General features: G+C 39.8%; 20 protein-coding genes. 4 read left to right on the top strand and 16 right to left on the bottom strand.

The window, feature by feature from the left end; genetic code table 11:
• Nucleotides 1-6: 6 nt before the first annotated feature.
• From NSQ77_RS12655 to NSQ77_RS12635, 5 genes are all read right to left on the bottom strand, one after another.
• Complete coding sequence (locus NSQ77_RS12655) at nucleotides 7-996, bottom strand: ABC transporter substrate-binding protein (protein WP_339226374.1); 990 nt, start codon at nucleotides 994-996, stop codon at nucleotides 7-9.
• Nucleotides 997-1,321: 325 nt separating this feature from the next.
• Nucleotides 1,322-2,119, bottom strand: coding sequence for a hypothetical protein (locus tag NSQ77_RS12650; RefSeq protein ID WP_339226372.1), 798 nt, complete (start codon nucleotides 2,117-2,119; stop codon nucleotides 1,322-1,324).
• A complete protein-coding gene (locus NSQ77_RS12645) occupies nucleotides 2,112-2,651 on the bottom strand; it encodes an RNA polymerase sigma factor (protein WP_339226371.1) in 540 nt (179 codons plus the stop codon). Before NSQ77_RS12645 ends, NSQ77_RS12650 begins: the two co-directional genes overlap by 8 nt.
• Before the next feature lie 130 nt (nucleotides 2,652-2,781).
• Nucleotides 2,782-3,303: a hypothetical protein gene (locus NSQ77_RS12640; protein ID WP_339226370.1), complete on the bottom strand. Its 522-nt coding sequence runs from the start codon at nucleotides 3,301-3,303 to the stop codon at nucleotides 2,782-2,784.
• A gap of 13 nt (nucleotides 3,304-3,316) precedes the next feature.
• Nucleotides 3,317-4,486 (bottom strand): ParM/StbA family protein, encoded by a 1,170-nt coding sequence (locus NSQ77_RS12635; RefSeq protein ID WP_339226369.1) that lies wholly within the window; start codon nucleotides 4,484-4,486, stop codon nucleotides 3,317-3,319.
• Between the two features lie 506 nt (nucleotides 4,487-4,992).
• Between NSQ77_RS12635 and NSQ77_RS12630 the strand changes: the two genes are divergently transcribed.
• Nucleotides 4,993-6,261 (top strand): GGDEF domain-containing protein, encoded by a 1,269-nt coding sequence (locus tag NSQ77_RS12630; RefSeq protein ID WP_339226368.1) that lies wholly within the window; start codon nucleotides 4,993-4,995, stop codon nucleotides 6,259-6,261.
• A 37-nt stretch (nucleotides 6,262-6,298) separates the two neighbouring features.
• On the opposite strand, the gene rlmN is transcribed toward NSQ77_RS12630, so the two are convergent.
• The 3 genes from rlmN to gltB form a co-directional block, all read right to left on the bottom strand.
• Entirely contained in the window at nucleotides 6,299-7,366 is a 1,068-nt protein-coding gene (gene rlmN, locus NSQ77_RS12625; protein WP_339226367.1) for a 23S rRNA (adenine(2503)-C(2))-methyltransferase RlmN, read from the bottom strand.
• A 268-nt stretch (nucleotides 7,367-7,634) separates the two neighbouring features.
• A complete protein-coding gene (locus NSQ77_RS12620; protein WP_339226366.1) occupies nucleotides 7,635-9,119 on the bottom strand; it encodes a glutamate synthase subunit beta in 1,485 nt (494 codons plus the stop codon).
• 37 nt (nucleotides 9,120-9,156) lie between these two features.
• On the bottom strand, nucleotides 9,157-13,761 hold the full coding sequence (gene gltB, locus NSQ77_RS12615) for a glutamate synthase large subunit (protein WP_339226365.1): 4,605 nt from the start codon (nucleotides 13,759-13,761) through the stop codon (nucleotides 9,157-9,159).
• A 640-nt stretch (nucleotides 13,762-14,401) separates the two neighbouring features.
• Here gltB and NSQ77_RS12610 point away from each other — a divergent pair.
• Nucleotides 14,402-15,427 (top strand): SEC-C metal-binding domain-containing protein, encoded by a 1,026-nt coding sequence (locus NSQ77_RS12610; RefSeq protein ID WP_339226364.1) that lies wholly within the window; start codon nucleotides 14,402-14,404, stop codon nucleotides 15,425-15,427.
• A gap of 226 nt (nucleotides 15,428-15,653) precedes the next feature.
• Nucleotides 15,654-16,676 carry an LLM class flavin-dependent oxidoreductase gene (locus NSQ77_RS12605; RefSeq protein WP_339231006.1) on the top strand — a complete coding sequence of 341 codons (1,023 nt, stop codon included), beginning with the start codon at nucleotides 15,654-15,656 and terminating at the stop codon, nucleotides 16,674-16,676.
• 154 nt (nucleotides 16,677-16,830) lie between these two features.
• Here NSQ77_RS12605 and NSQ77_RS12600 read toward each other — a convergent pair whose 3' ends face one another.
• The 8 genes from NSQ77_RS12600 to NSQ77_RS12565 form a co-directional block, all read right to left on the bottom strand.
• Nucleotides 16,831-17,469, bottom strand: coding sequence for a pentapeptide repeat-containing protein (locus NSQ77_RS12600; protein ID WP_339226362.1), 639 nt, complete (start codon nucleotides 17,467-17,469; stop codon nucleotides 16,831-16,833).
• A 214-nt stretch (nucleotides 17,470-17,683) separates the two neighbouring features.
• On the bottom strand, nucleotides 17,684-18,067 hold the full coding sequence (locus tag NSQ77_RS12595) for a Na+/H+ antiporter subunit G (protein WP_339226360.1): 384 nt from the start codon (nucleotides 18,065-18,067) through the stop codon (nucleotides 17,684-17,686).
• Nucleotides 18,045-18,329, bottom strand: coding sequence for a Na(+)/H(+) antiporter subunit F1 (locus NSQ77_RS12590; protein WP_339226358.1), 285 nt, complete (start codon nucleotides 18,327-18,329; stop codon nucleotides 18,045-18,047). Before NSQ77_RS12590 ends, NSQ77_RS12595 begins: the two co-directional genes overlap by 23 nt.
• A complete protein-coding gene (locus NSQ77_RS12585; RefSeq protein WP_339226356.1) occupies nucleotides 18,329-18,811 on the bottom strand; it encodes a Na+/H+ antiporter subunit E in 483 nt (160 codons plus the stop codon). Before NSQ77_RS12585 ends, NSQ77_RS12590 begins: the two co-directional genes overlap by 1 nt.
• Nucleotides 18,812-19,043: 232 nt before the next feature.
• Nucleotides 19,044-20,522, bottom strand: a complete 1,479-nt coding sequence (locus NSQ77_RS12580) for a Na+/H+ antiporter subunit D (RefSeq protein ID WP_339226354.1) — start codon at nucleotides 20,520-20,522, stop codon at nucleotides 19,044-19,046.
• Nucleotides 20,515-20,856 carry a Na(+)/H(+) antiporter subunit C gene (locus NSQ77_RS12575; protein ID WP_339226352.1) on the bottom strand — a complete coding sequence of 114 codons (342 nt, stop codon included), beginning with the start codon at nucleotides 20,854-20,856 and terminating at the stop codon, nucleotides 20,515-20,517. Before NSQ77_RS12575 ends, NSQ77_RS12580 begins: the two co-directional genes overlap by 8 nt.
• Nucleotides 20,857-20,859: 3 nt before the next feature.
• A complete protein-coding gene (locus NSQ77_RS12570; RefSeq protein WP_339226350.1) occupies nucleotides 20,860-21,282 on the bottom strand; it encodes a Na(+)/H(+) antiporter subunit B in 423 nt (140 codons plus the stop codon).
• Nucleotides 21,269-23,680, bottom strand: a complete 2,412-nt coding sequence (locus NSQ77_RS12565) for a Na+/H+ antiporter subunit A (RefSeq protein ID WP_339231004.1) — start codon at nucleotides 23,678-23,680, stop codon at nucleotides 21,269-21,271. Before NSQ77_RS12565 ends, NSQ77_RS12570 begins: the two co-directional genes overlap by 14 nt.
• Nucleotides 23,681-24,781: 1,101 nt before the next feature.
• Here NSQ77_RS12565 and NSQ77_RS12560 point away from each other — a divergent pair.
• A complete protein-coding gene (locus NSQ77_RS12560) occupies nucleotides 24,782-25,465 on the top strand; it encodes a histidine kinase (protein ID WP_339226349.1) in 684 nt (227 codons plus the stop codon).
• Nucleotides 25,466-25,502 lie beyond the last annotated feature (37 nt).

Here is a 25,502-nt window from a genome sequence, read left to right as displayed (position 1 = left end):
TTATAATTACTCTATGAATTGTGCGGTATCATCCCAGTCGGCATTCCACTTCACACCTTGCTCCTCAGCACCTTGCTTATTAATAAACAATTGAATCTCTGGTGGGTACTCAGCAGGAATATCACTCGGCGACTTTTTACCAGTCAGAATTTCCGCAGCCATTTCGCCTGTACGATATCCAATTGTATGGTAATCGATTCCAAATGTAGCAAATCCACCTTTTGCTAAGGAGTCAGGTTCACCTACAATCAGCGGAATATCTTGATCATTCGCTACTCCAATAACACTTTCTAAAGCAGAAACGACTGTGTTATCTGTAATAATATAAAAAATATCCACTTCGCCTACAAGCGTATTTGCAGCTTGCTGTACTTCAGATGAATTTGCAACTGTTCGCTCGACAACCTCAAGTTCAGTACCTTCCGCCGCCTTTTTAACGGTTTCAATCTGTTTAACTGAATTTTGCTCGCCAGCGTTGTAAAGCATTCCTATCTTTGCCCCTTCAAAATAGGTGCTAATGAATTCAACAGTTGCTCCAATTTGATCAGGATGTAAATCTACAACGCCTGTAATATTTTCACCTGCCTCCTCCATAGATGGTACGAGACCAGCATCAACCGCATCCGTAACCGATGTAAAGAGAATCGGAATATCACTTGTTGCTTGCAGCGCCCCAAGAGCACTCGGCGTTGAGTTAGCGAATATCAAATCAACGCTGTCTGCTACAAAGCCATCTGAGATCGGCTTGACATTGTTTTGATCATTTTGCGCACTTTGAAAATCATATTCCACCTCAAGCCCAGCATCTTTCAGCGCTTCCTGAAACCCTTCATATGCTGCATCAAGTGATGGATGTTCGACGATTTGTGTTGCACCGATTGTATATGTATCTCCACCTTCAGATGTCGTGTCATCTGATCCAGATGCATCGTCAGACCCACAAGCAGTTAATACAACTATCCCAATTATTGCTAGTAGCATCATTACCTTTTTCACATTTGTTTCCCCCATTTGCTATTTTTATTTTCTAAATATTTAAACGTGATTATAGCATACAATTAACTAATTTGCGATAGGTTTTTAAAACTTCATAATAGCCTTTTTAATCAGCTTTTAATGGCATCTTTGCAAAACTTAATTACCAGTTCTTTATAACCATTTAAAGTTTATTATTTTCAGCATAAAGTTTGAGTGCTTTTCCAGCTTATCCAGCATAAAAAGAGCAAGCCATGAAACGAAAAACGTCATGACTTGCTTATTGATAATCTACTAGAAGTTCTTCAGACCTCCTCATTTAGCAATGTATCTACAAATCCACCAATTATTTAACTACTTTAAAGCTTTCCAGCATGTAATGAAATCTTGCTCCATGACCTTCAGCTGCCTCCAGGAAGTATACTTGCTTAATTACAAACACTTGCCCTTCATCCTCGTCAGTAACATAATACCGGTGGATTGGCGTATCCCATTGATGTCCTGTTTTGCCTGCATCATTTGTATATTCAAGTCCCATTCCTTGAATCATTTCCGCTTCAATCGGCTCTGTTACCCGCTCTTCTCTTCTCAATTCCATCTCTTTGTCATTTTCAATCTCAGCTTTAATCGCAGCAACGACTTCATTGGTTGTTGTATCATCGACTCGAGTTATTTCCATGTAAACATCTGGATACCTATCTTCCAGTGGTTCGATCAATTCAATACGGTCACTTTCTTCTCCCTCAACCATTTTATAACGCTCTTCATCAACGTAAATGATGTAGCGCAATTCCTCATTTGTCTCCAACTGAACATTAGTTTCCTCTTTTTGTCCTTCTAGCTCAATTTCCTCCTGCTTCTCTTCCACAAACATTTCCTTTAAATTACGGAACATCGCTTGCCCTTGATCTGTCAGCGTTCCGAATAACAGTATTGTAATTACTGCAGCTGTACTTAATCCCACAACAACCAATCCTCTCCATTTCTTATTCAGTTTCTTTCTTACTGTGTGACTGGATGCGGATGAGTTATGAAATAATTCATCACTGATTTTATTCCACGTTTCCTCTTTTAAATGGGTGGCTTCCTCTGTCTGTTGCTGTAATAATAATTCAATTTTCTTATCTAAGTTGTCTCTACTCATCTTTGGCACCCCCTATAACTGCTTTTAATTTTTGTCTTGCTTTATACAGCCTCGACTTAACTGTATTGATATTTAATTGCAGCATGTCGGCTAATTCCTTTTCCGAGAAGCCATTGATATACTTTAAAACTAAAATTGTTCGATGCTGCTCACCCAGCTGCTCCATTGCCATTTCCAGTTGTTCATAATCCTGCAGCTCCGTTTCATGTTGATTAAAATGGTCTAATAATTGCTCGGATTCAACACTGATTGCTTCCTGCGATTTCTTTTTCATATACCTTCTTGATTCATTGACTAAAATTTGATAAAACCATGGTTTAAATGGCTTCTTACTATCGTAGGAATCAATGTTTCGAAATACCTTTATAAATGTTTCCTGAACGATATCAGATGCATCGCTTGTATTGTTTGTTATGGCGTAGGCTGTTCGCAATGAATAATCGGCGTAGATGTCATAGAGCTTTTTGAATGCTCCCTGATTCCCCTTTTTTATTTTCTTGATGAGTCTTGCTTCCTGATCGCCCAACAGCATAACCCCCTTCTTCAATCGGTCTTTACTATATATACCTTTTTCATAAGCAAAAAGTTTTTAGGGATAAAAAAATATCGAATAAGATTTTCATCCTATTCGATATCATGATCATGATTATTATTTATTCCAATTATTTGTTCATACTTGCAAAGAAGTCGCCTAATGGATCCTCGTCCTCTTTCTCTTCCGGTATTTCTTCTTCATGTATATCCAGACCGTCGAGGTTCAAATCATCCAAGTCAATTTCTGTACCCATCTTGCGCTCTGGCTTTTCAGGTGGTTTTTCTTGAATGTATGATGCTTGATCGAAATCCTCGACACTACGATTCAGTCCAGCTAACAAAGTTGTCGCACGGAGTGGATCACTTAATAATTGATGTAGCAGACTGCCGATGAGCGCCTCTGAATGCTCATGCTTAAGCCAGCTTCTTTGCTCTTTTGTTAGTTGCTTTGGCAAGGGGATTGTAATTGTTTCCCTTTCCCGCTTGAAGGTTTCAGCCGCCCCCTTAAGCACAAAACCCGCAATCGTGCTGGAAAAGTTTCTGCGCTCTGTTTCCTTCAAATGCTGCAATTGTTTTAATAGATAATCAGGTGTATCAGAGGGAACACGAAATGTGATCGATTGTCCACGCTCTATACTATTTTTCGACATGATCTCACCCTATTTATTTTGCTTTTTCTGTCGTTTTTTCTTCCTTTGTATCTTTTTCTGCTTTACGACTAAAATCGGTGATCAACTTATAATACGCATTTGCCATCATCCAGATGCTTTCATTCTCATCCTCAAAGAATTCGATATTGTAGCCATCGAGTTTATTATTTAATGCTTTAATGTAGTCCTTCAATACTGCAGATCCTCCGCCTACAAAATAGCAAATTTCTGATTGGGAGTTTTTTGCCCAGACATTTCTTAGGAAGCGATATTCTTTTTTCGCCAAATCAAGCAGTATGTGATCGGTAATATCATGGACATTTGTTCTGCTACCTCTAACCATAATGTGGTGACGATCATTTTTTCGAGTAATAATATCAACCACATCGCGACGGCTGTCCAATTCCACACCATGTCGTGACCTGATTTCTTCACGTATTGCTTCTAATGACTCAGAGACACCCAGGTTGAACCCTTGCGCCTTATCATCATCGACATTTCGATTTCGAATAACAGCAATATCTGTTGATAATCCGCCAATATCCTGAATTAAAATTTGCTTATCAATCAATTCTTTATTAATAACTTTTAAATCATTGTCCATAATTAAATTAACATATGCCGCAAATCCTTCTGGATATACTTTTACTTCATCAAATTTAATATTTACTTTTTTACCTTGGTGCTTTGGAGTAACAAGAAATTCCACCTGATGTACAGATCCTAATAATTGTGAACGGTAGCCAACATCTTTTCCATCCTTTACTTCTCTTAAAGGAAGGCCTGTCCCTAATGTATATGTCGCATCGATTACATCATTTTTTGCTTTAAAGTCATTTGCAGATACGGCATCTAATGCCAATGCAGCAAAAAGCATTATCAATGTTTGATCTTCTTCTGATTTACTGCTACCTGGATCAAGTTCTTGAGAATTGTTTGTTTTTGTTGCGAGATTCCCTACTCGATATACAATATTATTTTCATCTAAAGCAGGGGAGTGTACACGGATATGAATATTATCCAATACCTCTTTCTCATCTAAGTCTTCAATCCCGATTACAGGACGATCTTCCAGATCAGGTGCAATCACGTTCGGAATGTACAATTCATTTTCTAATTTACCAAAGTTTCCTTTCAGTGCATCGTTTCCAACGTCCACTGCTGCAATTCTTGATTTCACCATTTTTGTAAAACCCCTCTCCTATTTCCATACAATTATAGAATAATCTTTTTTCGCACTATATACAATAAGACTATTTATGTATTCTTTATTGTGTACTTGTATACATTTTGCAATCACTTATATATAAACATGTGTACGTGTTTGTTTACATGTTTTCTTTACTGTGTACAAGTTTACTATTAAAGTATACATGTATGCATTTTTGTAATCAAGTCCTATTTTTACATATTTGCGTAGAACTATGACATTTTAAAATTTATATCTAGGTTCCCCTCCCCTCCTTATACCTTTATTTTAGCGAAACATAATACTATCAAATGCATCAATCGAATTAAAAAACGAATAATTACCTTTACAACCATTGGAAAAAGCGGCACAAAAATCTATGTTTTTTCACAATATTTCGCTAGATTATGGTAAAATAAAATAGTAATAGGTATATAAACCTATTACTATTTTATCAGTTAGACAAAATCATTGTTTTCTGTTGGAGGGCAGTGCTACTAATGAACAGGCTGAAAGGTTATATTATTGCTGTCTTTATGATTTCATTAACTGTTTCTATTATATCTGGACCGATTAATATAGATTTATCCATGTATACACAAATATTTCTAGTATATCTTCTCTTTACGCCGCTTTATTCTCATTTAAAAACAATTGTCCGAACAGGTAATGTCAATGTTGACTATAGTATTTCCTATGGATTTTCCTTCGTTTTAATAACAGGCCCATTAGGTTTGTTTCTATTTGAAATGGTGAATCGCTTTTATATTTATTTGCATCGTAAGAAAAATGGTACTGCAGATGAGGATGAATTTTTACATACCTTTTATAATATTGGAGGTCCTGCCCTCCTTCATACATCCGGCTATTACATATTTTACGCACTTTATCCATTCGTTGAAGGAATACCATTTGGTTTCTGGGGATTAATTATTGCGATAGCAACACTTACGGACTTCTTTTCGTCTATCCTGCTACTTTCAATTTTTCTTCTCACAGGAAATATAAAAACAAGTACAGAAGCAATCGCCATTATAAAAGGAAGAAGTATTTTTGATACGCTTAAAATGGCTTTATCCAATGGTTTACTGTTTATTTTCCTAATAGAAAAGCAATGGGAAGTAGTTATCGCCCTATTTGTGCTCAATTATCTTGTCGGCCGATCTGCTGCGATTAAAAATCAAAACATGCAGCATAAAATCGAACGGGACCGCTTTGAACACATGGCTTATACAGATTTCTTAACAAAAACACATAATCGCAGCTATATGAATAAAATTATGAATGAGTTTGATAAAACGAGAGAAAATATTGCAATTATCGTTTCTGATATTGATACGTTTAAAAACATTAATGATACCTTTAACCATACTGTTGGTGACGCTGTTATTCAACACTTCGCCGAAACATTAAAAAATAACCTGGATGAAACGGACTATTTATTCCGGAGCGGCGGGGAGGAATTTACCATTATCTTAACAAATCGCGATTTTCCTTCATCTGTTGCGCTTTTAAAGCGAATAAATTATGAAGTAGAGACTAATCCAGCACTATCGGAGTATAAAGGTGAGGATACAACTATTTTTTATACAGCCTCATTTGGTATGTATTATTTCAAAACTAATCATGAACTCTCTATGAAACAAGCATATATTCATGCTGATGATCTGCTCCTCGAGTCCAAAAGGCTTGGGAGAAATCAAGTTACAGTGATGGAAGATAAAGCAGTTTCTGGTGAATCCGCGAAAGAAATTATTGAAAGGATATAAAATAAAACAGCGCCAGTCTGACTTGGCGCTGTTTTATTTACATTGCTTTTGATTTTTTTATTTGTTTACTTCTTAGTTGTCCACAAGCTGCATCAATGTCGGCGCCATTTTCCCAACGGACACCACAATGAATCCCTCTTGCTTTCAGTGTTTCAAAAAATAGCTGGATTGAACTAGATTCACTTCGCTGGTATTCACTATGCTCGTCAACCGTATTGTACGGTATTAGATTTACATATGCTAGGTGTCGATGGTCTTTAATTAGGTTAGCAAGCTGAATTGCTTCCTCTTTATGATCATTGATATCTCTTAACATAATATACTCGTACGTGATTCTTCGGTTCTTCTTCTCTAAATAATAGTCAACTGCCTTCATGAGCTTTTCAATCGGGAATGCCTTATTGATTTTCATAATTCGGGAACGAAGCTCGTTGTTTGGTGCATGTAAAGATAAAGCAAGATTTACTTGGATGTCTGTATCTGCAAACTCATACATTTTGTGGGCAAGTCCACTTGTAGATACCGTTATATGTCTTGCTCCAATGTTCAGACCAGCATCATCATTCACAACATACAGGAAGTCCATTAAGTTCTTATAGTTATCGAGTGGTTCACCAATCCCCATTACAACGATATGACTCACACGATCGCCTTCGCCTTTCGTGTCCAAATGCTTTTGCACGTTCATAATTTGTTCTACGATTTCTCCACTTGTTAAGTCACGGCTTTTTGGCAGCAGACCACTTGCACAGAATGTACAACCGATATTACAGCCTACTTGCGTTGTTACACAGACAGATAATCCATAAGGGAAACGCATGAGAACCGTTTCGATTAAATTACCATCAGATAGTTTAAATAAAAATTTGATGGTACCGTCCTTCGATTCTTGTCTGATTTCCTCACCAAGTGTATGCAGAACAAAGTTCTCTTCCAGCAATTCAATGGTGTCTTTGTTTACATTTCGCATCTCACTGAAGTTGGAAATCCGCTTTTTATACAACCAATTCCAAACCTGATCAGCGCGGAAACGTTTCTCACCACGCTCAACGAGCCATTCGGTAAGTTGCTTATATGTCAGTCCATAAATGGATGTTTTACTCATTGTATACCCTCATTTCGCTTCATTGCTACTTCTTTCTATAGTACATATTACTCTATCTCACCTTTCGTAGCAAATGGTTTTTGCTGGAGATACCGCTCTATAATGCTCCATAATGGCTCTATGAACCTAATTAAACGCTCCGCCGCACAACACTTTTTCCCCAATATTATTATTACCGTTTAATCATACGTTTAATCCCAATTCACAATATAACCCTAAACACACCAAAAGGCATGCTGCACAATTACAGCATGCCTTCCTGCTTCCTTTATGGCAGTTTCGTTTCTCCCATCAGGTAGCGGTCGCATTCTCTTGCGGCTGCTCTCCCCTCGTTAATCGCCCATACGATCAGACTCTGTCCGCGGCGCATGTCCCCAGCAGTAAATATACCTTCCACATTTGTTGTGAACTTGCCGTAGGTTGCTTTTACAGTAGTGCTATTCGTAGTTTCTACCTGCAACTGCTTAATCAAATCTTGATCAGGTCCTTTAAATCCGATGGCAATTAGTACAAGGTCCGCTGGCCATACTTTTTCGGTTCCTGGAATTGCTTCACGAATCTTTTTCCCGCGTTCGTAGCGTGTTTTCACGTTTATCGTATGCACTTCTTTTACATGACCATTTTCATCACCAACAAATTTCGTTGTTTGTACGGCATACGCCCGTGGATCTTCACCTTGATACGCTTCTGCTTCCGTATGTCCATATTCGATACGGTGGATCTTTGGATATTGTGGCCATGGATTTGCCTCTTCATCCCTTAGTAAGTTCTTCTTTTCATAGATATCAAACTGTGTGAGGCTCCTGCAATTATGTCTTACAGACGTTGCCAAGCAGTCGGTTCCCGTATCTCCCCCACCAATTACAATAACGTCTTTATCCGCGGCAGAAATATATTTCTCATCCTCTAAATTGCAATCAAGCAAGCTTTCCACATTGGCATGTAAAAAGTTCATGGCAGGATAAATACCTTTCAAATCACCACCTTCAACTGGCATATCGCGGTGGAGAGCAGCACCGCCACATAAGATGGTTGCGTCAAAATCAGCTTTTAATTCATCGACTGTTACATCTTTTCCAACCTCTGTGTTGGTAACAAATTCGATGCCTTCCTGTTCTAAAATCGCCACACGTCTTGTTACAACCTCATATGCAAGCTTCATTTCTGGAATTCCATAAGTTAGTAGTCCACCAACACGCTTATCACGCTCGAATACTGTTACGGAATGCCCTGCTTTATTTAATTGAGCTGCAGCGGCAAGTCCTGCTGGTCCTGAACCAACGACAGCAACGCGCTTCCCTGTACGAATTTTTGGAGGTTCGGGAACTACCCACCCTTCAGCAAATCCTTTTTCAATAATCGAACGTTCCACCGTCCTGATAGCAACAGCTGGTTCATTAATCCCAAGGACACATGCCCCCTCACACGGTGCCGGACATGCGATCCCAGTAAATTCGGGAAAATTATTCATCTGATGTCCGCGGTCTAGCGCCTCTTTCCATTTCCCTTCGTAAACGAGCTGGTTCCATTCTGGGATAAGGTGGTAAACGGGACACCCTGAGGTTACTCCGTTAATTTCCATACCAGAATGGCAAGTTGGCACGCCGCAATCCATGCAACGTGCTCCTTGCTGCTGTACCGCTTCGTCTGTCATCGGTATCGTATAATCATCCCAGTCTTGTATTCGCTCCTTAGGATTTCTTCCCGGACGAGCTTTCCGTTCGTATTCCATAAATCCAGTTACTTTCCCCATTTAATGCCCCCTCCTTTTATTATTCTGACACGCACCTCTACATAATTTTTATTTTCCTATTCTTCTTGTCTGCAACGTTACCTTTGCTTTCCTCAAAAGCAGTCATCTCTGCTTCCAATCTATCTAAACCACTATCCAACAAGTCTTTAATTCGTTCTCTCATTCTTACATAAGCTTTTGGAATAACTTTGACAAACTGCTTAGAATAACTTTCCCAATAAGCAAGTATACGTGTAGCATGTGCGCTGTCTGTGTAGCTAATATGCTTTTCGATTTGTTGATAAATGACATCTAATTCCTCTGGGTAATCGATCCTGCCGACATTTACCATGGCAGGATTAATCCGATTACGGAATGTGCTGTCCTCATCAAACACATAAGCTACGCCACCAGACATTCCTGCAGCAAAGTTTCTTCCAGTCCCACCAAGGATGATAACTGTTCCACCTGTCATATATTCACAGCCATGATCACCAATACCTTCTACGACGATTGTTGCCCCACTGTTCCTTACTGCAAATCGTTCGCCCGCAATCCCACGAATATAAGCTTCACCGCTCGATGCCCCGTAAAATGCTACATTTCCGATTATCGTATTTTTTTCCGGTCGGAACGTTACAGACGGAGCTGTTTTGACAATAATTTTACCTCCGGATAACCCTTTACCAACAAAATCGTTAGCATCACCAATAAGGTTAAGCGCCATTCCTTTCGGGATAAATGCGCCAAAACTTTGACCAGCAGATCCATTAAAATTCAATTTAATCGTATCCTCCGGCAAGCCCATTTCACCATAGCGTTTTGTTATTTCACTACCGAGAAGTGTACCTGTAACTCGGTTAATATTTCGGATAGCAACGGTAAATTCAATTGGGTTTCCTTCTTCAATTGCTGTTTCGCAAATTGGTATAAGCTCTTGATAATCAAGCGTCTTCTCAATTCCATGATCCTGCGATTTCGTTGCATAATGCGCAATCTCAAATGATAGCTCTGGACGATAGAGCAAGGCAGATAAGTCTAAGTCCTTCGCTTTCCAATGGTCTAGCTTGTTTGCTTCGAGTACATCCGACCTTCCAACCATCTCATTAATCGTTCGAAAGCCAAGCTCTGCCATTAGTTCCCTTGTTTCTTCAGCAATAAATCGCATAAAGTTAACAACATGCTCCGGGTCACCATTAAATTTCTTTCTTAATGCCGGGTTTTGCGTCGCAATCCCTACTGGACATGTATCCAAATGACAAACGCGCATCATGACACAGCCAAGCGCAACGAGAGGTGCTGTTGAAAAGCCATATTCCTCTGCACCTAGTAAGGAAGCAATGACTACATCTCTGCCTGTCATCATTTTCCCATCTGTTTCTACGGTAATTCGGTCACGCAATCCATTTAAAAGAAGCGTTTGATGTGTTTCAGCTAGACCAATTTCCCAAGGCAGCCCTGTATGCTTTAAGCTTGTGCGCGGCGCAGCACCTGTGCCGCCATCATAGCCACTAATTACAACATGGTCAGCACGACCTTTGGCAACACCTGCTGCAATCGTTCCGACACCAACTGCTGAAACAAGCTTCACACTAATACGAGCACTTGGATTAGCGTTTTTCAAATTGAAAATCAGCTCTGCAAGGTCCTCAATCGAATAAATATCATGATGTGGCGGAGGAGAGATTAGCTCAACACCAGGGGTGGAACCACGAACCTCTGCTACCCACGGATATACCTTCTCTCCTGGCAGCTGACCACCTTCACCCGGTTTTGCCCCTTGAGCGACTTTAATTTGAATCTCATCGGCATTAACTAAATAATTACTCGTTACCCCGAAACGTCCCGAGGCAACCTGCTTGATTGCACTTCTTCGCAAATCACCATTTTCATCGTGGATAAAACGATTCGGGTCTTCTCCGCCCTCTCCTGTATTGCTCCGGCCACCGAGGCGGTTCATTGCGATTGCTAAGGATTCGTGTGCCTCTTTACTAATCGACCCAAAGGACATGGCTCCTGTTTTAAAACGCCTAACAATTTCTTCTATTGGTTCAACTTCTTCGATCGGCACGGCGGTACGCTTTTTAAAACGGACCATGCCACGAAGGGATTGTAGATTACTCGTTTCATCCGTTAACATGTTCGAATATGTTTTAAACAGTGCATAGTCATTGCTGCGGACAGCATGCTGCAATGTTTGAATCGTCCTCGGATTATACTGGTGATCTTCACCATTTTCACGATATTGGAACTCATCTCCCGCCGGCAAGTTATGATTCCCTACTTGATTCGCTTGGAAGGCAACATCATGTCTTATTAGCGTTTCTTTCTCAATCATATCCAAGCCAATCCCGCCAAGTCGTGAAGCTGTTCCAGTAAAATACCTGTCAATCACATCATCATGAATACCGACCGCTTCAAATATTTGTGCACCACGATAGCTTTGAATCGTTGAAATACCCATTTTCGATAGGATTTTAATAATCCCGTCTGTAACGGAAGCTACGTATCTTTCGTGTGCCTGTTTTTCCGTAACAGCTTCCAATTCACCTTTTTCCATTAAATCAGTAAAAGTATTTAGTGCTAGATACGGATTAATTCCTTCTGCTCCGTATCCAATTAATGCAGCAAAATGATGCACTTCTCTGGGTTCCCCAGACTCTACAAGCAGGCTTACTTTTGTTCGAATTCCTTTACGAATTAAATGATGATGCAAACCGGATACAGCTAGTAATGCAGGAATCGCTGCTTTATCCTCTGATACTCCTCGATCTGAGAGAATCAGTAATGTAACTCCTGCATCGATAGCCGAATCCGCTTTATCAAATAAAGCTTCGAGAGCCGCTTCCATTTTCCCTTGCCCTTCTTGCGCTTCGAAAACGCAAGACAGTGTTATGGTCCGAAATGCCTCCAGCTGCTGTTCACGAATTTTCTCAAGTTCCTCGTTTCGTAAAATTGGTGTTTTCAGCCGAATATGTCTGCAGTTTTCTGCTGTAGGATCGACAAGATTTCCTTCCGCTCCTATTGTTGTTTCAACCATCGTAATAATTTTTTCCCGAATCGCATCCAGTGGTGGATTCGTTACTTGTGCAAAGAGCTGTTTGAAATAGTTATACAGAAGCTGCGGCTTTTTCGATAATACAGCGAGCGGAGAGTCATAGCCCATGGAACCAATCGGATCCTTCCCATCCGATACAAGCGGCTTCATAATTTTAGTTAGCTCCTCACGCGTATAGCCAAATGCTAATTGTTGCTGGACTAATTCCTCCCCACCATACAATGGCGCTTTCTGATGCGCGTCCGCCAGATCCTCCAGATTGATTTTATTTTCCAGCCATTTCTTATAAGGCTGTTCAGATGCAATTTGCATCTTAATCGTTTCATCTGGAATAATAACACCCTTTTCCAAATCCACGAGCAGCATTTTCCCTGGTGTCAATCGATCTTTATACAAAATGTCGTCCGCAAAAATATCCAATGCCCCTACTTCAGAACCTAGAACAATCATGCCATCCTTTGTTACATAATACCTTGCAGGGCGAAGTCCATTCCGATCCAGACATGCTCCGATTTGATTCCCATCGGTAAATACAAGTGCCGCCGGTCCATCCCACGGCTCCATTAATGTACTATGATACTCATAGAAATCGCGCTTTTCCTCGCGAATCATCGCATCATTCGACCATGGTTCCGGAACCATCATCATTGCGCTGTGTGCGAGTGACCTCCCTGATAGATGCAGAAATTCAAAGGTATTGTCAAAAATGGATGAATCACTGCCATCAACATCGAGCACAGGCAGGATTTTTTCCAGCTCTTCTTCGGTGAAATATTCAGACTGACAAAGCTTTTCACGAGCCTGCATCCAATTTACATTTCCGCGTAACGTATTAAATTCTCCATTGTGTATGGTGTATCGATTTGGGTGAGACCTTTTCCAGCTAGGAAAAGTGTTCGTACTAAAGCGTGAATGCACGAGTGCTAAAGCAGATTTAAACTCCGGATGATTCAAATCAATATAAAAAGCATCTAATTGTTCTGGAATAAGCATTCCTTTATAGACAATCGTACGTGTTGATAAACTGCAAACATAGACATCCTCGTATTGCTGTTCTTCCGCTACGACTCTCTCAATACATTTCCGAATTACGTAGAGTTTACGTTCAAAGGCCATTTGATCTTTTATACCATCCGACTTTTGGATGAAAAATTGACGGATTGTGGGCATACTTTTCGCCGCGACAATACCGATGAAGGATTCATTTGTAGGGACAGGACGCCAGCCTAAAAAGGCTTGCCCTTCTTCTTGCACAATACGTTCGATTATTTTTCTGCACGTCATACGAAGCTGTCTGTCACGAGGTAAAAATACCATCCCTACCCCATAATCTCCTTCTCGTGGAAGATCAATATTTTCCTTCGCACACTGCTTTTGGAAAAATCGGTCAGGTATTTGTGTCATAATTCCTGCTCCGTCTCCAGTGCTTGTGTCTGCAGATTGTCCTCCACGATGCTCTAAATTACATAGAATATTAATCGCGTTTTGGACAATATTGTGGGTTTTCTTGCCGTTAATATTCGCAATCATGCCTATACCACATGCCTCATGTTCAAAATCTGGCCGGTATAGACCCTGCGGTTTTGGTAATCCATTCCTTGTCATCACAACAGCTCCTTTCTTTTATTTGCCACAATCTAAGAACCAATTTCAAAACAGGTACTTTAATTGTGTTCGATATTATATCATAAAAATTATGTTAACATAAAATTCTGATTACATTTTAACGGTTTTGAAAACGATTACATTTAGTTTTTATGGAAGTTTTACACTGTATAAACCCAGTCATACCAAGGAATTAAAGTTTTAATCACTTTTTTTATATTTTTTTATATGATTAATGCCATTTTGATATGATTCAGTTTTCCTCAAGAGATTACTTGGAATTATATCCCTTTTTCCACACGTAATATGCTTCTGGATTGACGTTAGAAAATTTCATCTTTTACTATGTTAACGTCATCACAAGCAATTGATGGTATAATAGCCTTGTTGGCGTTCCAGAATGTATTGCCGTTGCTGCATTTACATTATTTTATAAAGCAGTTATACACCGAAGTCAAAGCACAAATAATATATAATTTGTATCAAGATGAACAATAGGTTATTCGTCATTCTTGCAGATAGTAAAGCTTTAGCCTTTTCTATCTGCTTTCGCTTTCTATCAAATCCGATTGACGAACCCTTAAGCGGGTTTTATTTATAACTCAAAATTGAGATTACTAAAATAGAAGGGGCTGTTACTTTGAGCAAGCCAAAAAGAAATGATCCCTGTCCATGCGGCAGTGGTAAAAAGTATAAAAAATGCTGTGGGTCTTCAAGTGTTATGACAATAAGTCCTGAAGTTTATAATTCGGAAATAGAAAATTTTCATATAAAGTTAATTTCATTCGCCATGCAACAGTATGAGCCAGAGCTGGAAGAATTAACGTTAAGATATCCTCAGCCTTTTATTGGAGAGAATGAGGAACTATCTAAAATCTATATGGCTGGACTAACGTTTTGGGCAATCCCGAACCTTGCACTTGCGAAAAATGAGCAAACGATTTTTGATACATTTTATCAAAAACAAGAACCTAAAATGAGATATACAAACACTAAAAATACATTCGCATCATGGGCAAACACGGTTCCAAGTATTTTCGACATTCTTTCCATTAATCAGGAAGCACAGCAGGCTTATTTACGTGATGTCTTAACAAATGAAAGCTATACGATTCCTTTTACCGAAGAGGATGACTTTAAAGCTGGTAATCTAGCTATCGGGGTAACGGTTCCATATATCGGTTACCACAACTTCCTGTTTACAATGGTTGAATTGTTTGATAAGGACAGGGAAAAGGTTATAGCAATGACAAAATCATACGCGGGTATGGTAGGCGGTCTAGCGGAAAACTTCCCAGCACTATTAGCAGACATTCTCGTACTCGAAGACTCGAAGTTTGATTGGCCAAATCCAGCGCAGGAAATGGTTGCACAGCTTTTCACGAAACAGATGCAGGATAAGGAAATGGATGAGCAGCTTATCTCTACCGGTGTTAAACTTTGGAACGTATACTGCTTAAAAGAGAACCCAGCATTTAAAAAGGCTGGTTCCTGTGCCGCAGCTCTCGATTACTTAGTACAGGATAGGTTCCTGGAAACTCCTGCTACCCAGAGTCAGCTTGCAAAGGAATATGAAACAACAGCTGCAACTGTTTCTTCCAATTATCGAAAACTTGTAAAGTGCTTGGATGAAGAGTTGAAGCAATTAATGATTGATAGTAAATGATGAGGTAACCTCGGTGTACATAGCATTCATCCGCATAGGATTCTACATAATTTGATTGTCAGCAAGCATTCGTTAGAGCAGAACAGATGGGTTAAGATTTCCGCCATCTGTTCTGCTCTTTTTTAAACACTCCTCCACCTCGTAATAACCTTTCGCAGCAAGCTAATCATTGGACTATCCTGCAGAGAACCCTTATCATTTCTTACTAATAGAGGTAGGAGGGAAAATTTTGACCGTACATTCAATAAGAAAATTTAATAATATACCTTTGTCCGTTCTTGACCTAGCACCAATAACAGAAGGAAGTGATGCTGCTGCCTCCTTTAAGGAGAGTGTCGAGCTTGCTCAGCATGTAGAAAATTGGGGCTTTAACCGCTTCTGGTTAGCTGAACACCATAACATGCCAGGCATTGCAAGCTCAGCAACATCTATACTTATTGCCCATATTGCCGGAAATACGGAGCATATTCGTGTTGGAGCTGGCGGTGTTATGCTGCCAAACCATGCAACACTCGTTATCGCAGAGCAATTTGGCACACTTGAATCTCTCTTCCCAGGTCGTATCGATCTTGGACTTGGCCGTGCGCCTGGAAGTGATCAGGCAACCGCCTACGCATTACGCCGCACGCTAAATATGGGACCAGAGGACTTTCCAATGCAAGTGAACGAGCTTCAGGATTATTTTTCAGAAGACCCTGTATCACGTGTTCGAGCAGTTCCTGGACAAGGACTTTCGATTCCACTTTGGTTACTAGGTTCAAGTGATTTCAGTGCTCGGCTTGCCGCCCAAAAGGGATTGCCTTTCTCTTTCGCCAGTCATTTTGCACCAGCATACACCATTCCAGCATTACAGCTATACCGGGCTAATTTCCAGCCTTCTGACGTACTGGAAAAGCCATATGCAATGGTTGGTGTCAATGTCATCGCAGCTGAAACCGATGAAAAAGCACAATATTTAGCCAGCTCCCATCGCATGCAATTTCTTAACCTTAGACGTGGTGAGCAAAAGAAACTGCAGCCACCAATCAATAATATCGATGAAATTTGGTCTCCGATGGAAAAAGCTGCAGTGGAAGAATCCTTAGATTCACGCACAACCATTGTCGGCAGTCCAGAAACAGTGAAGAAAGGGCTAATATCCTTCCAGGAGGCAACCGGCGCTGATGAAATGATTATCAGCTCACAAATTTACCATTTAGAAGATCGACTTCGGTCTTATGAGATTGTCGCTGAGCTAATGGATAAATAGCCAAAACAATAAGCCTGCCTCTTTTTCAGGGGCAGGCTTATTTTGCATACAACACTATAGTCTTTTCCAAATTTCCTTTTCGTTTCTTATGTACTCAGCTTCTTTTTGCATCCCAGTCATGATGGTAAAATCACCACCACCTTTCACTTAATCGCTATTCTTTTATTTCCAGACCAATCACACGCGCAAAGCCTAATGCCTGTTCTTCCGTAACAATACAGCCGGGCAAGCTATCCCATGTAACCTGCAGTCCTTCAAAGTTGCATGTACTCAAATCCACTCCCTTTAATGGAGTGTTGGCGAAATTTACCTCGTTCAAATCGCACGCTGTAAATGCGACACGCTGAAACTTGCATTCATAAAAGTCAGCACTATTTAGTGAGCAACTATGAAAGGCTGCCTGTTTTAATTTTGAAAAACCAAATGTGCTTAGTTTTGCAAGACAAGAGGTAAACAAAACATTTTCTAATGAAGCATCGGAAAAGTTGCTCCCGATTAGCTTGGAATCCCGAAATTCCACACGATGTATACTTCCCTCACTGAAATCAGCATTCGATAAATCACAATGATCGAAAACACAATCAAGCAAATCCGCTTTATGAAAAGACAGTGCATCAAACGTAACATTTTTAAAAACTACTTCATCGCATCGAATGCTTTCAATACCTTCCCCATCAATATAGCAATCTTTAATGATGCAGCGATTGTAATATAATTCTTCATCATGTTGAAATACTTGTTCCTGCAATGCTCTTGATAGCTTTGGACGCTGAATTTTTAAACGTTCACCCATATAAATCATTCTCCAATCAATTTCTCTTACGGACTAGTATACTATAATCGCTTTCTTTTTCACTAAATGTTTTTTAAACAGGTTAAGCAACGTTATGAATATCCTAAAACGGCTTTTAAGCTGTTTTACAGCTTAAATATCCACTCAATAAAGAAAAGACATCCATAACACAATAAAAGTGTCTCAGATGCCTTTATTTAAAACATAGGATATATTAACGTAAATGAGACTGTTCCTTTTCTTCCTCTTTTTTCGGGATTACATCTTTCAGCTCATCTTCTATTGTAATATCTGCCATTTCAACGTGCGCCCGGTATGCAGCCCTGATAATTAAGTGTCCAGCTACCGGAGCAGTCAGGAACACGAAAAGAATCCCGAGCAAGAGTCTGACACTAACAAATGCTTCGGCTACTGCAAAATATAAGAATGCTCCAAGCAAGGTTAACAGAACCGCTAACGTTGAGCTTTTTGTTCCAGCATGTGAACGTGTATAAACATCAGGAAAACGGATTATCCCGATTGCACTAATAACAGCCATTATCGACCCTGCTAACATTAAAACGGCCGCAATAAACTCAATTATCTCGCTTACGTTCAATGATAACACCCCTCTCAATATACTTAGAGAAGGCAATCGTACTAATAAACGCTAAAATTGCTAAAATAAGAATTACCTCTAAAAAGGCAGTTGTTCCAAGCAAGACGGATACAACCGCGATACTGGATACGAGCATTACTCCTATCATATCCAAGGCAATGACACGATCTGGCAAGCTTGGACCGATGACAATACGATAGGCACTTATGGCAATTGCAATCCCATAAAACGATAGAGCTATAATAAGTATCGTTTTAACCATTACCTCGACACCTCCATAATTGCTTTCTCAAACTTATCTAAGGATGTAAGCAGCATATCCTTTGATTCTTCTACATCCATTCCATGAATATAGAATGTATCTCCCTCCGGGGTCACTTCCATCACCACGGAGCCTGGTGTTAATGTCAACAGCAGGGCAAGTGCTGTTACTTCCCATTCTCCCTTTAACACTGTTTCATATTTAAAAATACCGGGCTTGATTTTAATCTTAGGACTTAGAATATGTTTAATAACAAGTACAGTTGAATGGAATAATTCACGGTTAAAAATCAGAATCAGTTTAACTAATGCAAAAAAACGAGTGAGGTAGAATCGTTGACCAAAGAAACGATGCATCAGAAAAACGATGACAATCCCAACTAAGTACCCTGTTACTAACGTTGTAAATTTCAATTCCGTTTCATCACTAATTAACGTCCAAAGCACTGCAATAAACACGTTTAATAAAAACTGGGCTGGCACTCTAAATCCACCTCCTCTTGTAGTATGAACAACTTTTTATAAAGTGAAACTTCATTCAGCAGTAGTTAAACTTCCTCCCAGCTGAATGTTAGCACTGCAAGGGAGACCCGCAGGCCCTTGAACAGATTTAAGAATTTACGGGCTTTTTACCACTTGTCATCACGCTCTTTCTGGTTTTGACCCTCTTCATTTTAGAAGAAGTTTACAGCCCGGCGACGCGCAATAAATTTGGTTAATCATTTAAAACCGCATCAATATAAATTTGCGGGTTCATTAATGTATTTGCTGCATCTTGTACATAAATCGCTAATGGCTCTGCGGCTAACCCTAAAAGAACAGTTCCAGCAGCCAGCAGAACACATGGGATAATCCAGCCCCTTTTCATTGGGGTTTCATCTTCCTCACTAATAATCGTCTCTCCCCAAAAACAGTTTAGGAAGACGCGAAGCAAAGAATAGAGAACAAAAATACTGGATATAAACGCTAAAGCAAGTAAGATATAGGAGCCGCTATTCACCGCACCTTGTCCTACCAGTACTTTACCGATAAATCCACTCAACGGAGGAACCCCGGCGAGAGAAAGCATTACAATAAAGAAAATCCAGCCGAATAATGGATAATTCCGAATAAGACCACTCATATTATCAATTCGTGTTTCACCAGTTACAACAATCATCGTTCCGGCAAGCAAGAATAATAATGCTTTAACAATCATGTCATGCATTAAATAATAAATTGAACCCTCCAGCGCCTCGGGAGTTGCCACAGCAAGCCCGACTAAAATAAACCCGACAGCAATGATCACATTATAGGCAACAATTTTTCGAATATCCTTATATGCAATTGCGCCGATACTCCCGCCAATTAAGGTTAAACCCGCTAAAATACCAATCAGCAGATGGGTTATTTGCTGTTCATGGTAAAACAGCAGCGTAAATGTACGGATCATAACATAAATACCGACCTTCGTAAGCAACGCCCCGAACAATGCAGACACAGCAGTAGCTGGTACACTATATGACCCAGGCAGCCAAAAGTAGAGCAATAGGCCAGACTTCAAAGCAAATACAGTTAGAAAAACAATACTAATGACCGTTAAAAGGGGTGTTTGCCCACTCTCAGCGATCCTTTCGGATAGATGTGCCATATTAAGGGTTCCAACCGTACCGTATAAATAAGCAATTGCTACTAAGAAGAACCAGGAAGATAGAATATTAATCACAAGGTATTTCATTGATTCTCTTAATTGTACCTTCCTCCCCCCAAGAGCAATCAACACATAGGAAGCTAAAAGCATCACCTCAAAACAAACGTAGAGGTTAAACAAATCACCCGTTAGGAAAGAACCGTTAACACCGGCCACTAAAAAGTTTACAAACGAATAGAAAAACATATTTTCATAAGACTTTCCCACCGAAGAAAAAGCATATAATAAGCAGATAGCCGTGACGATGCTAGTAGTTAGAACTAAGATCACCGAAAAGGAGTCTGCAACGAACAGGATTCCAAATGGCGGCTGCCAGTCTCCGAAGTCGAGACGCTGTATGCCATCTGCTTGAATCCAGCTTAATAAATAAACAGATATCCCGATATTTGCAATCATGACCAAAAAACTAATCCATCGTTGTGCCTTTACATAAGGTCTTAGGAAGATTAAAAGAATACCCGCCAGGACAGGGATAGCCATTGGCATGACAATCAGATTATTCATGTTTAATCCCTCGCATTTCATTCAATTTATCCGTCCCTGTCGCCTGGTAAGTTCGATAAGCTAAAACAAGTGACATTGCAGTTACTGCAAAACTAATAACAATAGACGTTAAAATAAGGGCCTGCGGCAGTGCGTCAACAAATGAACCATCAATTTCTTCCCCTTGAATCGGCACCCCTCCGGTTTTCAAACCACCCATTGTCATAATCAATAAATGAGCTGCATGGGAAAGTATAGCAGTACCCAAAACAACCCGTATTAAGCTTCTAGACAAAATCAAATAGGTAGCAACTGATACTAACACACCTGTTAGGATGGTTATTAATGTCTCCATAGATTACACATCCTCACTAATACTTAGAATAATCGTTACAACTATCCCTACTACGACAAGTGCTACCCCAGCCTCAAAAATAGTTACAGTTGTAAGTTCAGTTTCCCCAAAGAAAGGGAGGTTAAAATAGGCAAAAGACTGTGATAAGAACGGAACATCAAAAATTAAAGCACCAAACCCAGTTCCTACAGAAAGAAAAGCACCAAAAGCTGCAACCTTCTTAAAGTCAACAGGAATTGCCTTCTGAACCGTTTCGATATCGTACACAATAAAAAGCAATACTAACGCTGATGCAAGGACAAGTCCGCCTATAAATCCCCCGCCCGGACTATTATGACCTGCTAAAAACAGGTACGTGGCCAAAGTAAGGATAATGAAAACAACAATTTTAGCCACTGTTCGTAAAATGACATTATTGATCTTCATAGTTTTCATCCTCCTTTTTGGCTTTTAATTTGATGAATGTATATACACCAATTCCAGCTATGAGGAGTACAACAACTTCAAGCATTGTATCAAATGCACGGAAATCTCCAAGAATCGCATTTACAATATTTTTCCCGCCAGCAAGCTCATACGAATTTTCAAAATAGCTGGAGATTGTCGCAAATAACTTCCCATTTTGCACAGCGAGTGCAACAACCGTAAATACTACACCAACTAAAACTGCAATCAGGAGATTCACATTTCTAGATTTACGCGGCACATCCTCTTTCTGCCATTCCGGCAAGAAATAGTAGGCAACAAGGAAAAGCACTGTTGTAACAGTCTCTACGATAAGCTGAGTCAATGCCAAATCCGGCGCGCGGAAAAGAACGAAGAAAGCAGCGACCCCAAAGCCAAGAATGCTATTGATTAAAATCGCAGTCAGCCTTGATTTCGCAAATAATATTGAAATAGCTGCAATCATCATGACAATCGCAATAGTTGCTTCGAACACTGTTATAGGCGCATTACCGGAAATATCAAAGCTGTACGCACCTGTATAGAGGATTGTTCCCCCAATTGCGACAATAAAGAAAAGGTAAATATATACTAAATAATCACGAAGATATCCAGTCATATAATTGTTTGTAATTGCTGTTGAACGTTCCTCCATCCAGTCAAGAATAAAGCTATAGAGCTCATTAAACGACCATTTTTCTGGAAACAGACGATAAACAACAGTCCAGTATTTTCGATAAATATAGAGCAAAGCTCCAATGACCACTACACCAACTGTCATCCATAGCTCTGGACTATCCCAGCCGTGCCATGCGGATATGGATACACCTAAATCTTCACCAGCAAGCGTTGGAAAAATACTTGCCATTGCCGGACGCAGTATATAATCACCAAGCACATTTGGAAAGAAAAATATACCAACAACAAGCAATGATAGGATGCCAGGCGCGACTAACATTCCAATTGGCGGCTCATTCGCAGGATGCTCAAGCTTTTCTTCCTGATATGGACCAAGAAATGTCTGAAAAACGATAATCATGCAATAAATGAATGTAAAAACATTCGCACTCCAAGCAATAATTGGGATTAACACGCCCCATGTTTCCAAAGAGAAAAAGCCAGCCTCGCTGATTCTTAAAATCGCAGTAAAAAACATTTCCTTACTTAAAAAACCATTAAAAGGTGGTAACCCCGCCATCGAAAAGCTGCCGATAGCAGCAAACGTAAATGTAATTGGCATTAAGGTAATTAACCCACCAAGTCTCCTGATATCACGGGTTCCGACTTCATGGTCGACAATTCCCACGACCATAAATAATGCTCCTTTAAATGTGGAGTGATTCACTAAGTGAAATAATGCCGCAAATGTTGCTTGTGCATAGAAGGACGATTCTGCAGAATAACCAAAATGCAGTGCTGCAGATCCCATTCCAAACATACTCATAATCATTCCAAGCTGACTAATCGTCGAATATGCAAGCAATGCCTTAAGATCTGTTTGGCGAACCGCATTAAAGGAACCCCAAAATAGTGTAAAGACACCGACACCTGTCACAAGCCAGAACCAGCTCATCTCCCCGCCAAATATTGGCGTAAAACGTGCAACTAAATAAATTCCCGCCTTAACCATTGTAGCTGAGTGCAAGTAAGCACTGACAGGAGTTGGAGCCTCCATCGCATCCGGGAGCCAAATATGGAACGGAAATTGCGCCGATTTAGTAAATGCCCCGAGTAATGTTAAAATCATCGCAGGAATAAACAATTCATGATCAGTAAAGCCTCCTGCAAGTGCAACCACCTCCCGAACACTCCACGTACCGGTCATTGCATAAATCATAATAAACCCTACAAGCATTGCAAAACCACCGAAAATGGTGATAAGCAAGGATTTTCTAGCACCATCTCTCGACCGCTTACGCTGATACCAAAATGCAATAAGCAAGAAAGAGGAAATACTAGTCAGTTCCCAAAAAACATATAGAACCATCATATTATCGGAAAGTACAACCCCAAGCATCGCTCCCATAAATAACGTAAGATACATATAGAAATGTCCGAGAGACTCTTTGGACGATAAATAGAAGATGGAATACAATATTACGAGTGACCCTACCCCTGTAATTAAAAGTGCTAAAATCAAACTAAGCCCATCTAAATATGCAGTAAAATTAATGCCATATGCAGGAATCCAATGGACAGTATTCTCAATTACTTGTCCGTTGGCAATCGAAGGAATGTATTGAGCAAGATAAACGAATAAAACCAATGGTACGATAATAGCAAACCAACCAATATGGATTTTGGGGATTTTTTTATAGACTAACGGAATAAGTGCAGCTGCAATAAAAGGAATAATTATTGCGATGTTCAACGTCAACAAATGATAACCTCCATTCAAAATTGTTCCGGTCCCCACTCCTTGATAAAAACGAAACTTCATATAGGGGATCCCCCTTCTTCAACTGATTGCTGGCACTGCAAAGGAAAACCGCATGCCATTGGACAGAATCAAATTTCCAGAGGGGTCCCCGCCTCCACTATTTGCTTTTTTGCATCTATCTTTAGAAACGGGACTGCAACCCGCTAATGCGTCAAAGATTTTGGGCATAGTGAACTGGAGTTTTACAAATAACATACGTTATATTCTACATTTTTAATTTAATTCATACAGAATATGTAAATACAGTGATAAGAGCTCTTATCCTTATGCGGATGAAAGCAGTTGTGAATTGAATGTTTTCGCAAACTCGCTTAAATTTCAGTGGAATGGAAAGAGTGTATATATCTAAAAATTATATAAGTTCGTAGAATACTACAGATAATTGTAGCAATAATATAAACGGGAATTTAAAAGAAAACTGCGATTTCCTCTGTTTATTATACAGGAAAATAATACACTGCGCACTTTTAAAACTTTATAGTATGAACAATTTTCCAGTTAACTCTGGAATTAATAATCCAAATCACGTATGCTATAGGTGATTCATACAATTTTATATATTTAGGGCTTCACGAATTGATTATTCCATGTTAGAATGATACAGTTTCAAAAATAAATACACGAAAAATCGAAAGCACCCGGACAGCGACGTACGGACTGTCCCCCATAATTTCGGTGGGGCGACTTGCCGAACATTCCTAGGAGGGGATCTGCACAAGAGTATAAGATGAACGATAACTTTCGCGTTATAGGCGAAAAATCAAGTTCTTATATAAGGAAACATTTCCCTGCAAGTAATGAGGCCTCATGTCTCAGAATCAGCAAGTTTTCTTTAAATTTGCCATGAGGCGAGGGGAGTCTCGCTAGTCCTTGGGTGCTCGAACTAGACACGAAAATCAGTGGTTTTTTTCCACTTAAAATAATTCCAACGGTAACCCGGGTCTAGTTCTTAGAAATCCAGGATTTGTCCGGACTCATCTTGGTATAGTCAGAACGGGATTATTCGTTAAATGAATAGGTCAAGAGGTGAAAGGTACCGTCATGAAAAAAATAAGAGGTCGGATGGACGAAAGCATTTTAGTTTGCGTTTATTATGGTCCTAATGGAGAAAGGTTAATCAAGCGCGGCCACAAGCTGGCTCAAATTATGGATTGCCCATTGTATGTTTTGACTGTGGATCCCTTGCCATATGATGAATTTGATGCCGATAAATCAGGCTACGTAGAACGCTGGGAGGAGCTCTGCGATGAATTAGACGTAGAAGAATTCATGATTCGCGATGATGAAAGACGACCATTCGTTAAAGTTGTCGCAGATGTCGCACACAACAAAAATATTACACAAATTATCATTGGGCAAAGCCCGCAAAATCGCTGGGAAGAAATTACAAAAGGGTCTATCATTAACGCATTGCTTCGTGAAATGACCTTTATTGATATTCACATTGTTTCCATTGATCGCACGCTAAAAAGCATCGAAGACACTACCTATGAAAAAGGTGTGCGCGCATTCTTGCAAAAGGATGAGAATGAAACGTACAGATTGAGCTTTGCAAGGTCTAAGTATAATTTATACGAAGGTATTTTCTACAAGGAAATTGGAACAGACTTTAATAATGGTGTTTTTAAGTTTGTGAACAACAAAGGTAAAACATGTCAGGTGCACGTGACAGAGGATATCATTACGGGAGCAATGAAGGAACCGCCGAATGTAAAGAAGCAATAGACAGCGCCTGAGCAGGAAATATGCGGCACTTGCTAAG

This window comes from Oceanobacillus sp. FSL K6-2867 (assembly GCF_037963145.1).
Classification (GTDB): Bacteria; Bacillota; Bacilli; order Bacillales; family Amphibacillaceae; genus Oceanobacillus.
Note: the sequence above shows the minus strand (reverse complement) of the source record. Positions and strands in the feature narration are given on the sequence as shown.